This is a genomic window from Pseudomonas sp. RL_5y_Pfl2_73, from assembly GCF_963970515.1.
Lineage (GTDB): Bacteria > Pseudomonadota > Gammaproteobacteria > Pseudomonadales > Pseudomonadaceae > Aquipseudomonas.
The window spans coordinates 202,157-212,737 of the sequence record NZ_CAXAPD010000005.1; the positions used below are offsets into that span (position 1 = coordinate 202,157).

Sequence of the window (10,581 nt, forward strand, 5' to 3'; positions counted from 1 at the left end):
GCTGGCCGGGGCGCGATGTTAGTGGTGTGAATCGGTCAATTTAGGTCGTTCAGCGATCGCGACGCAGCACATAAAGAGCGGGTATTGAGTCCTTGTGGCGTTGTGGCAAGTGCCCGTTGGCCTCTGTGGGAGCGGCGCAGCCTGCGATCTTTTGATCTTTCGCTTGGGATTCAAGTATCTGGGGAAAGATCGCAGTCTCGCTTTGCTCGTCAGCTCCTACCTAAGCAGCCGAGGCGGCCGCTACACGCTACAATGGCGGTTTTTACCGATCATGAGGTGTGTGTCTTGACTGCTCCAGGTGCTTTGAATTCCGCTGCCGGCTCGCTTTACGTGGTGGCGACGCCCATCGGCAACCTGGACGATATCAGTGCCCGGGCGCTGAAAATCCTGCAAGAGGTTGCGCTGATCGCAGCTGAAGACACGCGCCACTCCCTGCGTCTGCTGCAGCATTTCGGCATTTCCACGCCGTTGGCGGCCTGTCATGAACACAATGAGCGGGATGAAGGCAGTCGTTTCATTACCCGGCTGCTGGCGGGCGATAACGTCGCGCTGATTTCCGATGCCGGTACGCCGCTGATTTCCGACCCTGGCTATCATCTGGTGCGTCAGGCCCGGGCGGCCGGTATCAGTGTGGTGCCGGTGCCGGGCGCTTGTGCATTGATCGCGGCACTGTCGGCGGCAGGCTTGCCGTCGGACCGTTTCATCTTCGAAGGTTTTCTGCCGGCCAAGGCGGTGGGGCGGCGAGCGCGCCTGGAGGCCATAAAGGAAGAGCCGCGCACGCTGATCTTTTATGAAGCGCCGCACCGCATCCTTGAGTGCCTGCAAGATATGGAGTTGGTGTTCGGCGCGGAGCGCCCGGCGTTGTTGGCTCGTGAGTTGACCAAGACCTTCGAAACTCTCAAGGGGTTGCCGTTGGCGGAGCTGCGGGCGTTTGTCGAAGGCGACAGCAACCAGCAGCGCGGCGAATGTGTCGTGCTAGTGGCGGGTTGGACAGCACCGGAAAGTGAAGACGCTGTCAGCAGCGAGGCGATGCGCGTCCTGAACCTGCTGCTCGAGGAAATGCCCCTCAAGCGCGCCGCTGCCCTTGCTGCGCAGATCACTGGCGAGCGCAAGAACGTGCTGTATCAAGTTGCGCTGGAAAAACAGAAAGGCCCGTGAAACCGGGACACGGGGCTGGCCCATGGCTTTTAGCGCTTGTTCTTCAAGCGCTCTACCGTTAACCTTCGCGGCGGAGAGTCGATCGGACAGTCGCTGCCCTCTATGAAAATTAGGGGGGGGAGGAAAGTCCGGGCTCCATAGGGCGAAGTGCCAGGTAATGCCTGGGAGGCGTGAGCCTACGGAAAGTGCCACAGAAAATAACCGCCTAAGCGCTTCGGCGCCGGTAAGGGTGAAAAGGTGCGGTAAGAGCGCACCGCACGGCTGGCAACAGTTCGTGGCTAGGTAAACCCCACTTGGAGCAAGACCAAATAGGGTCCCAAGGCGTGGCCCGCGCTGGGACCGGGTAGGTTGCTAAAGATGTCCAGTGATGGCCATCGTAGACGAATGACTGTTCAAGACAGAACCCGGCTTACAGATCGACTCTCCACCTTTTCCCTCCCTGCCGGAATCACTGGCAGACGCAGTTCCTAATACCAAAAAAATCTTACTCTTAACAAATCACTTTAACTTGTGTGCGCAGCCCCCTGTACTGCTTGAGTTTTTGGTGAAATTTCCTACGTCAAATTCTTGTTGCCCCTCCTGAAACGCTCCTAAATCTCCGATCTATAAGGCTTTTCCTTCATTGCGCGCCTTGACGGTGCGGTGGGCGCATTCCTATAGTGTGCGCAAGTGGCGGAAAGTGGCATGAAGTGGGTTTTTTTGAAGGTAAAACGCCAAAAAGTGGAGAAACGCAGACGTGTTTCGCGGAGCTAACGCTATCAGTCTCGATGCAAAAGGGCGGCTCGCCATGCCCAGCCGGTATCGTGACGAGCTCGTTTCGCGAAGTTCGGGGCAGTTAATCGTCACGATCGACGCCGTTGACCCATGTTTGTGCGTTTACCCTCTTGATGAGTGGGAAATCATCGAAACCAAACTGCGCGCACTGCCTTCGTTGCGTGAAGAAAATCGCCGCTTACAACGCTTGCTGATCGGTAATGCCGTCGACCTCGAGCTCGATGGCAGTGGTCGTTTCCTGGTGCCACCGCGCCTGCGCGAGTACGCCAAGCTGGACAAGCGCGCGATGCTGGTGGGCCAACTGAACAAGTTCCAGCTGTGGGACGAAGATGCCTGGAATGCGGTTTCTGCCGCTGACCTCGCTGCTATTCAACAACCGGGCGCCATGCCTGATGAACTGCGTGATTTGATCCTGTGACTATTGAAAGCGGCTTTAACCACATCACCGTACTGCTTGACGAAGCCGTCGAGGCTCTCGCCGTACGTCCTGATGGCTGCTATCTGGACGGCACATTCGGGCGTGGCGGACACAGCCGGTTGATTCTCAGCAAGCTCGGTCCGGGTGGCCGGTTGCTGGGGTTCGACAAGGATCCTCAAGCGATTGCCACCGGGCAAGCGCTGGCGGCCGAAGACGGCCGCTTTGTCATTGTGCAGCGCAGCTTTGCCGAGCTGGCTTCGGAAGTCGCCGAGCGTGGCCTGGCCGGCAAGGTCAGTGGCGTGTTGCTCGACCTGGGCGTGTCTTCGCCACAACTGGACGACCCGGAGCGCGGCTTCAGTTTCCTCAATGACGGCCCGCTGGACATGCGCATGGACCCGTCCCGTGGGATCAGCGCCGCCGAATTCGTCAACACTGCCTCGGTGGAAGAAATCGCCCGTGTCTTCAAGGAATACGGTGAAGAGCGTTTCTCCGGCCGCATGGCCCGTGCCGTGGTCGAGCGGCGCGACATCAAGCCATTCGAGCGCACCGGCGATCTGGCCGAGGTGCTGAAGGTTGCCAATCCGGCTTGGGAGAAAGGCAAGAATCCGGCGACCCGGGCTTTCCAGGGCTTGCGCATCCACGTCAATAACGAGCTGGGCGATCTGGAAGTCGGTCTCGAAGCGGCGCTTGAAGCGCTGGAGATCGGCGGTCGGCTGGTGGTGATCAGCTTCCATTCCTTGGAAGACCGCATCGTCAAGCTGTTCATGCGCAAACTCACCAAGGGCGAAGCCGATAACCTACCGCGCAACCTGCCGGTGCGTTTCGAAGCCTTCGTGCCAAAAATCAAGGTCCATGGCAAGGCGCAGTTCGCCTCCGAGGCTGAACTCAAGGCCAACCCGCGCGCCCGTAGCGCGGTCATGCGTGTTGCGGAGAAGTTGCGGTGAGCAGGCTCTTCGCCAAGCCTTTGCCTGGCGGCAGCTTTTTCATGCTGCTGCTGTTTGTCGGCGTGCTCGTGTCGGCCATCGCCGTGTCCTACAGCGCGCATTGGAATCGGCAGTTGCTCAATACCCTCTACAGCGAACTGAGCGTGCGCGATAAGGCGCAGGCCGAGTGGGGCCGGCTGATCCTGGAACAGAGCACCTGGACTGCCCATAGCCGCATCGAAGTCTTGGCCACCGAACAACTGAAAATGCGTATCCCTGGCGCTGCCGAAGTGCAGATGGTGACGCCATGATGAAACTCGAAGGGGCGCTGTTCCCGTGGCGGTTTCGCCTGGTCCTGGGCTTGCTCGGGATCATGGTGGCGGCCATTTCCTGGCGCATCATCGACCTGCAGGTCGTCGACCGTGCCTTCCTCAAGGAGCAGGGTGACGCCCGTAGCGTGCGACATATTCCGATCCCGGCGCACCGTGGTCTGATCACCGACCGCAATGGCGAACCCCTGGCCGTGAGCACTCCGGTGACCACCTTGTGGGCGAACCCCAAGGAAATGCAGTCGGCCAAGGAAAAATGGCCCGCACTGGCGGCGGCGCTTGGACAGGATCCCAAGGCCCTGGCTGAGCGCCTCGAAGCCCAGGCCAACAAAGAATTCATCTACCTGGTGCGCGGGTTGACGCCCGAGCAAGGCCAGAGTGTGCTCGACTTGAAAATCCCCGGTGTCTACGGCATCGAAGAGTTCCGGCGGTTTTACCCGGCCGGTGAAGTCACCGCCCACATGGTCGGGTTTACCGACATTGATGACCGAGGGCGGGAGGGTGTCGAACTGGCCTATGACGAATGGCTCGCCGGGATTCCCGGCAAGCGCCAGGTCATCAAGGATCGGCGCGGCAGGCTGATCAAGGATGTCCAAGTCACCAAAAACGCCAAGGCCGGAAAGCCCTTGGCGTTGTCCATTGACCTGCGCCTGCAATATCTGGCCAACCGTGAGTTGCGCAACGCCATCGTCGAGAACGGTGCCAAGGCCGGCAGCCTGGTGATCTTGGACGTGAAGACTGGCGAGATCCTGGCGATGGTCAACCAGCCGACCTACAACCCGAACAACCGTCGCAACCTGCAACCGGCGATGATGCGCAACCGCGCGATGATCGACGTGTTCGAACCGGGCTCGACCATGAAAGCGGTGTCGATGGCCGCCGCCCTGGAAACCGGGCGCTGGAAACCGAGCGACACGGTCGAGGTGTACCCGGGTACCCTACAGATCGGCAAGTACACCATCCGCGACGTGTCCAGGACTGAAGGCCCGGTACTCGACCTGACCGGCATCCTGATCAACTCCAGTAACGTCGGTATGAGCAAGATCGCCTTCGATATCGGCGGCGAGACGATTTATCACCTGGCCCAGAAAATTGGCCTCGGCCAGGACACCGGCCTGGGCTTCCCGGGCGAGCGTGTCGGCAACCTCCCGAACTACCGCGATTGGCGCAAGGCTGAAACCGCCACGTTGTCCTACGGCTACGGTGTTTCCGTGACAGCGATCCAGTTGGTCCACGCGTTTTCCGCGCTGGCGAACAATGGGCGGATGGCACCGCTGACCCTGATCAAGGCCGACAAGGCGCCGCAGACTACCCAGGTGATCCCGGAGAGCGTCGCCAAGACCATGCAGGGCATGCTGCAGCAGGTGATCGAGGCGCCGCGTGGTGTCTATCGCGCCCAGGTCCCGGCCTATCACGTGGCAGGCAAATCGGGTACGGCCCGTAAAGTCTCCGTGGGCATCAAGGGCTACGCCGAGAACTCCTACCGTTCGCTGTTTGCCGGCTTCGGCCCGATGAGCGACCCGCGCTACGCCATCGTCGTGGTCATCGACGAACCGAGCAAGGCTGGCTACTTCGGTGGCCTGGTCTCGGCGCCGGTGTTCAGCAAAGTGATGTCCGGGACCTTGCGCCTGATGAACATTACCCCGGATAACCTGCCGCCGACCCAGCAGGCCAATACCGCACCGGTCGTTCCCTTGAAAGCCGAAGGAGGGCGTGGCTGATGTCCCTGAGCCTGAACAAGATCTTTGCCCACGCCGGTCACGATCTGCTGATTCGTGAATTGGCCCTGGACAGCCGCAATGTACGCGCCGGGGACTTGTTCCTGGCGGTGCCGGGTGCCCGTGTCGATGGTCGCGACCATATTGCCGATGCCCTGAAACGTGGCGCGGCTGCCGTGGCTTATGAAGTGCAAGGCGCGACCGTGCTGCCGATCACCGACATTCCACTGATTCCGGTCAAGGGGCTGGCGGCGCAGTTGTCGGACATCGCCGGGCGTTTCTACGCAGAGCCGAGCCGTCACCTGAACCTGGTGGGCGTGACCGGCACCAACGGCAAGACCAGCGTGACCCAACTGGTGGCCCAGGCCCTCGACCTGCTCGGCCAGCATTGCGGCATTGTCGGCACCTTGGGCAACGGCTTCCATGGCGCACTGGAAAGTGGCCTGCACACCACGCCGAACCCGATTGCCGTGCAAGCGACCCTGGCGGACCTGAAGAAGGCCGGTGCCAAGGCCGTTGCGATGGAAGTCTCTTCCCACGGTTTGGACCAGGGCCGTGTGACCGCGCTGGCGTTCGATGTCGCGGTGTTGACCAACCTGTCCCGAGACCACCTGGATTACCACGGCACGATGCAGGCCTATGGTGAAGCCAAGGCTAAGCTGTTTGCCTGGAATGACCTGAAGTGCCGGGTCATCAACCTCGATGACGAATTCGGTCGGCAACTGGCTGCCGAAAAGCGCGAGTCCCGGTTGATCACCTACAGCCTGGAAGATGCCAGCGCCTACCTTTATGTACGCCTGGCGCAATTCAATGACGAAGGCGTGCGCGCCACGCTGGTCACGCCCCAGGGCGAGCACCATTTGCGCAGCACCTTGCTCGGCCGTTTCAACCTGAGCAACGTATTGGCGGCCATCGGCGCCTTGCTCGGCCTGGACTACGCGCTGGACGAAATTCTCAAGGTCTTGCCGAAGCTCGAGGGCCCGGCCGGTCGCATGCAGCGCCTGGGTGGCGGTACTCAACCGCTGGTGGTGGTCGATTACGCCCATACCCCCGACGCGTTGGAAAAAGTTCTCACGGCCCTGCGTCCTCACGCCAAGGGCAAGTTGCTGTGCCTGTTCGGCTGCGGTGGCGATCGCGATCGCGGTAAGCGCCCGCTGATGGCCGAAGTGGTCGAGCGCTTGGCTGACGGCGTGCTGGTCACCGACGACAACCCACGCAGCGAAGACCCGTTGCGGATCTTCGACGACATCCGCGCCGGTTTTGCCGCCGCGGATAACGTCACCTTCGTGGAGGGTCGCGGCCTGGCCATCGCCCAGTTGATCGCCAGCGCCTCGGCGGACGATGTCATCGTCCTGGCTGGCAAGGGCCACGAGGATTATCAGGAAATCAACGGCGAACGCCATGCTTTCTCTGATCTTGTGGAAGCCGATCACGCCCTGACCGCGTGGGAGGTGGCCCATGCTTAAAGCCCTGAAGCTCAGCGAACTGACCAGCGCCCTGAATGCGCGCCTCATTGCCGCGGACGCCACCTTCAACGGCGTCAGCATCGACAGCCGGGCGATCGCGTCGGGGCAATTGTTCGTCGCCCTGGCTGGGCCGCGCTTCGATGGTCACGATTACTTGAACGAAGTGGCGGGCAAAGGTGCGGTCGCGGCACTGGTCGAGCGCGAAGTGACCAACAGTACGCTGCCGCAATTGCTCGTCAACGATACCCGCCAGGCTCTGGGCCAGCTCGGTGCGCTGAACCGCGCGGCGTATGGCAACCCGGTCGCGGCCATCACCGGCTCCAGCGGCAAGACCACGGTCAAGGAAATGCTTGCCAGCATCCTGCGCACCCGCGGTCCCGTGTTGGCGACCCGTGGCAACCTGAACAACGACCTCGGCGTGCCACTGACCTTGCTGGAACTGGCGCCGGAGCACAGTGGCGCCGTGATCGAGCTGGGCGCTTCGCGGCTCGGCGAGATTGCCTATACCGTGGGCATGACCAAGCCCCACGTGGCGGTGCTTAATAATGCCGGGACCGCCCACGTCGGCGAGTTCGGCGGACCGGAAAAAATCGTCGAGGCCAAAGGCGAAATCATCGAGGGGCTGGATGCCGATGGCGTCGCCGTGCTGAACCTCGACGACAAGGCTTTCGAAATCTGGAAGACCCGGGCGGGTGGGCGCAAGGTGCTGACCTTTGCCCTGAACAACCTCGCCGCGAATTTCTACGCCAGCGACCTGGGCCGCGATGCTCGCGGTTGCCCGGCCTTCAACCTGCACAGCCCGGATGGCGCTGAGCGGGTGCAATTGAACCTGCTCGGCATTCATAACGTTGCCAACGCCCTGGCCGCAGCGGCTGCCGCCCATGCGCTGGGCGTGTCGCTGCCGGGCATTGTCGCCGGGTTGAACGCCGTGCAGCCGGTCAAGGGGCGCTCCGTCGCGCAACTGGCCAGCAACGGCATGCGCGTGATCGACGACACCTATAACGCCAACCCGTCGTCCATGTGCGCGGCCGTGGATATCCTCACCGGTTTCACCGGTCGCACCGTATTGGTGCTGGGGGACATCGGTGAACTGGGCGATTGGGCGCAACAGGGGCATCACGACGTCGGTGCCTATGCGCGCGGCAAGGTCGACGCGCTGTATGCGGTCGGTCCGATGATGGCCCATGCGGTCGCCGCGTTTGGCGAACACGCACGGCATTTCACCACTCAGGCTGAACTGATCCAGGCCTTGGGCGCCGAGCAGGACCCGAACACCACCTTATTGATCAAGGGCTCACGCAGCGCAGCGATGGAAAACATCGTCGCGGCGCTGTGCGGCGCCTCCACGGAGAAACATTGATGCTGCTGCTGCTAGCGGAGTACCTGCAACAGTTCCACAAAGGCTTCGCGGTCTTCCAGTACCTGACCCTGCGCGGGATCCTGGGGGTGCTGACCGCGCTGTCGTTGTCGCTGTTCCTGGGCCCGTGGATGATCCGCACCCTGCAGAGCCTGCAAATCGGCCAGTCGGTCCGTAACGACGGCCCGCAATCGCACCTGTCCAAATCCGGCACCCCGACCATGGGCGGCGCGCTGATCCTCTCGTCCATCGGCATCAGCACTTTGCTCTGGGCCGACCTGGCGAACCGGTATGTCTGGGTCGTGCTGCTGGTAACCTTGTTCTTCGGCGCCATCGGCTGGGTCGACGACTACCGCAAGGTCATCGAGAAGAACTCCCGTGGGCTGCCAAGCCGCTGGAAGTATTTCTGGCAGTCGGTGTTCGGCCTCGGCGCGGCGATCTTCCTCTATATGACCGCTGCTTCTCCGGTGGAGACCACCCTGATCCTGCCGATGCTCAAGGACTACAGCATCCCGCTGGGCGCAGGTTTCATCGTGCTGACCTACCTGGTGATCGTCGGTTCGAGCAACGCGGTCAACCTCACCGACGGTCTCGATGGCCTGGCGATCATGCCCACGGTCATGGTCGGCGGTGCCCTGGGGATCTTCTGCTACCTGTCGGGTAACGTGAAGTTCGCCGAATACCTGCTGATCCCCTATGTGCCGGGGGCGGGCGAGTTGATCGTGTTCTGCGGTGCGCTGATCGGTGCCGGCCTGGGCTTCCTGTGGTTCAACACCTACCCGGCGCAAGTCTTCATGGGCGACGTTGGCGCGCTGGCGCTGGGCGCGGCCCTGGGCACCATCGCCGTCATCGTTCGTCAGGAAATCGTCCTGTTCATCATGGGCGGTGTGTTCGTGATGGAGACCCTGTCGGTCGTCATTCAGGTTGCGTCCTTTAAATTGACCGGCCGCCGGGTATTTCGCATGGCGCCGATCCATCACCACTTTGAACTCAAGGGCTGGCCCGAGCCACGAGTGATCGTCCGTTTCTGGATCATCACCGTGATTCTGGTCCTGGTCGGCCTTGCCACCCTGAAGCTGAGGTAGAACGAGTGTCCCTGATCGCTTCTGACCACTTCCGCATCGTTGTCGGCCTCGGCAAGAGCGGCATGTCCCTGGTTCGCTTCCTGGCGAACCGGGGTGTGTCGTTTGCCGTGGCTGATACGCGGGAAAATCCACCTGAGCTGGCCACGCTGCGCCGTGACTATCCGCAGGTGGACGTGCGTTGTGGCGAGCTGGACGTCGAATTCCTGTGCCGCGCCGACGAGCTCTACGTGAGCCCCGGCCTGGCCCTGGCGACTCCGGCCCTGCAGGCGGCCGCTGCCCGTGGCGTGAAATTGTCCGGCGACATCGAGCTGTTCGCGCGTAATGCCAAGGCGCCGATCGTCGCCATCAGCGGTTCCAATGCCAAGAGCACCGTCACCACCCTGGTCGGCGAAATGGCCGCGGCGGCCGGCAAGCGCGTCGCCGTGGGCGGCAACCTCGGCACCCCGGCGCTGGACCTGCTCAGTGACGACGTCGAGCTGTACGTGATGGAGCTGTCGAGTTTCCAGCTGGAAACCACCGACCACCTGGGTGCCGAAGTGGCGACCGTGCTCAACATCAGCGAAGACCACATGGACCGCTACAGCGGCCTGCCGGCTTATCACCTGGCCAAGCACCGGATCTTCCGTGGCGCTCGGCAAGTGGTGTTCAACCGCCAGGACGCCCTGACCCGTCCATTGTTGGGCGACGGTATGCCGTGCTGGTCCTTCGGCCTGGGCGTTCCGGATTTCAAAGGTTTCGGGTTGCGCGAAGAGAATGGCGAGAAATACCTGGCCTTCGAGTTCCAGAACCTGATGCCGGTGCGCGAGCTGAAGATTCGTGGCGCTCACAACCAGGCCAATGCCCTGGCCGCGTTGGCCTTGGGGCATGGGGTCGGCCTGCCGTTCGACGCCATGCTCTCGGCCCTGCGCGCCTTCGCCGGTCTTGAGCACCGCTGCCAGTGGGTGCGCGACCTGAACGGTGTGGCTTGGTACAACGACTCCAAGGCCACCAACGTCGGTGCCGCACTGGCGGCCATCGAAGGGCTGGGCGCGGACATCGACGGCAAGCTCGTGCTGATCGCCGGCGGCGACGGCAAGGGCGCCGACTTCAAGGACCTGCGCGACCCGGTGGCGGCCAACTGCCGTGCCGTGGTGCTGATGGGCCGCGACCGCGAATTGATCGCCCAGGCGCTCGGCGACGCCGTGCCGCAGGTTCGCGTCGGCTCGCTGGACGAAGCGGTGCAGCAATGCCGCGCCCTCGCGCACCCGGGCGATGCGGTGCTGTTGTCACCGGCCTGCGCCAGTTTCGACATGTTCAAGAACTACGAAGAGCGTGGGCAGTTGTTCGCCCAGGCTGCGGAGGACTTGGCATGAA

Annotated in this window: 9 protein-coding genes and 1 other RNA gene; all 10 read left to right on the top strand. The window is 62.2% G+C overall.

Annotated elements, in window-relative coordinates; genetic code table 11:
- Window positions 1-252 precede the first annotated feature (252 nt).
- A complete protein-coding gene (gene rsmI / locus AACY42_RS07055) occupies window positions 253-1,158 on the top strand; it encodes a 16S rRNA (cytidine(1402)-2'-O)-methyltransferase (RefSeq protein WP_339478071.1) in 906 nt (301 codons plus the stop codon).
- 74 nt (window positions 1,159-1,232) lie between these two features.
- Window positions 1,233-1,586, top strand: an RNA gene (gene rnpB / locus AACY42_RS07060) — RNase P RNA component class A.
- Window positions 1,587-1,894: 308 nt separating this feature from the next.
- Complete coding sequence (gene mraZ / locus AACY42_RS07065) at window positions 1,895-2,350, top strand: division/cell wall cluster transcriptional repressor MraZ (protein WP_003205355.1); 456 nt, start codon at window positions 1,895-1,897, stop codon at window positions 2,348-2,350.
- A complete protein-coding gene (rsmH, locus tag AACY42_RS07070) occupies window positions 2,347-3,294 on the top strand; it encodes a 16S rRNA (cytosine(1402)-N(4))-methyltransferase RsmH (RefSeq protein WP_445261549.1) in 948 nt (315 codons plus the stop codon). Before mraZ ends, rsmH begins: the two co-directional genes overlap by 4 nt.
- Complete coding sequence (gene ftsL, locus AACY42_RS07075; protein WP_339478073.1) at window positions 3,291-3,584, top strand: cell division protein FtsL; 294 nt, start codon at window positions 3,291-3,293, stop codon at window positions 3,582-3,584. Before rsmH ends, ftsL begins: the two co-directional genes overlap by 4 nt.
- On the top strand, window positions 3,584-5,323 hold the full coding sequence (locus AACY42_RS07080) for a peptidoglycan D,D-transpeptidase FtsI family protein (protein WP_339478255.1): 1,740 nt from the start codon (window positions 3,584-3,586) through the stop codon (window positions 5,321-5,323). Before ftsL ends, AACY42_RS07080 begins: the two co-directional genes overlap by 1 nt.
- The gene (locus tag AACY42_RS07085) at window positions 5,323-6,786 is read left to right on the top strand and encodes a UDP-N-acetylmuramoyl-L-alanyl-D-glutamate--2,6-diaminopimelate ligase (RefSeq protein ID WP_339478076.1); all 1,464 of its coding nucleotides are present in this window, start codon (window positions 5,323-5,325) and stop codon (window positions 6,784-6,786) included. Before AACY42_RS07080 ends, AACY42_RS07085 begins: the two co-directional genes overlap by 1 nt.
- Window positions 6,779-8,146 carry a UDP-N-acetylmuramoyl-tripeptide--D-alanyl-D-alanine ligase gene (locus AACY42_RS07090; protein ID WP_339478077.1) on the top strand — a complete coding sequence of 456 codons (1,368 nt, stop codon included), beginning with the start codon at window positions 6,779-6,781 and terminating at the stop codon, window positions 8,144-8,146. Before AACY42_RS07085 ends, AACY42_RS07090 begins: the two co-directional genes overlap by 8 nt.
- Window positions 8,146-9,228: a phospho-N-acetylmuramoyl-pentapeptide-transferase gene (gene mraY, locus AACY42_RS07095; protein ID WP_339478079.1), complete on the top strand. Its 1,083-nt coding sequence runs from the start codon at window positions 8,146-8,148 to the stop codon at window positions 9,226-9,228. The genes AACY42_RS07090 and mraY overlap by 1 nt, the downstream gene beginning before the upstream one ends.
- Before the next feature lie 5 nt (window positions 9,229-9,233).
- Entirely contained in the window at window positions 9,234-10,580 is a 1,347-nt protein-coding gene (gene murD, locus AACY42_RS07100; RefSeq protein ID WP_339478081.1) for a UDP-N-acetylmuramoyl-L-alanine--D-glutamate ligase, read from the top strand.
- Window position 10,581: the final 1 nt, after the last annotated feature.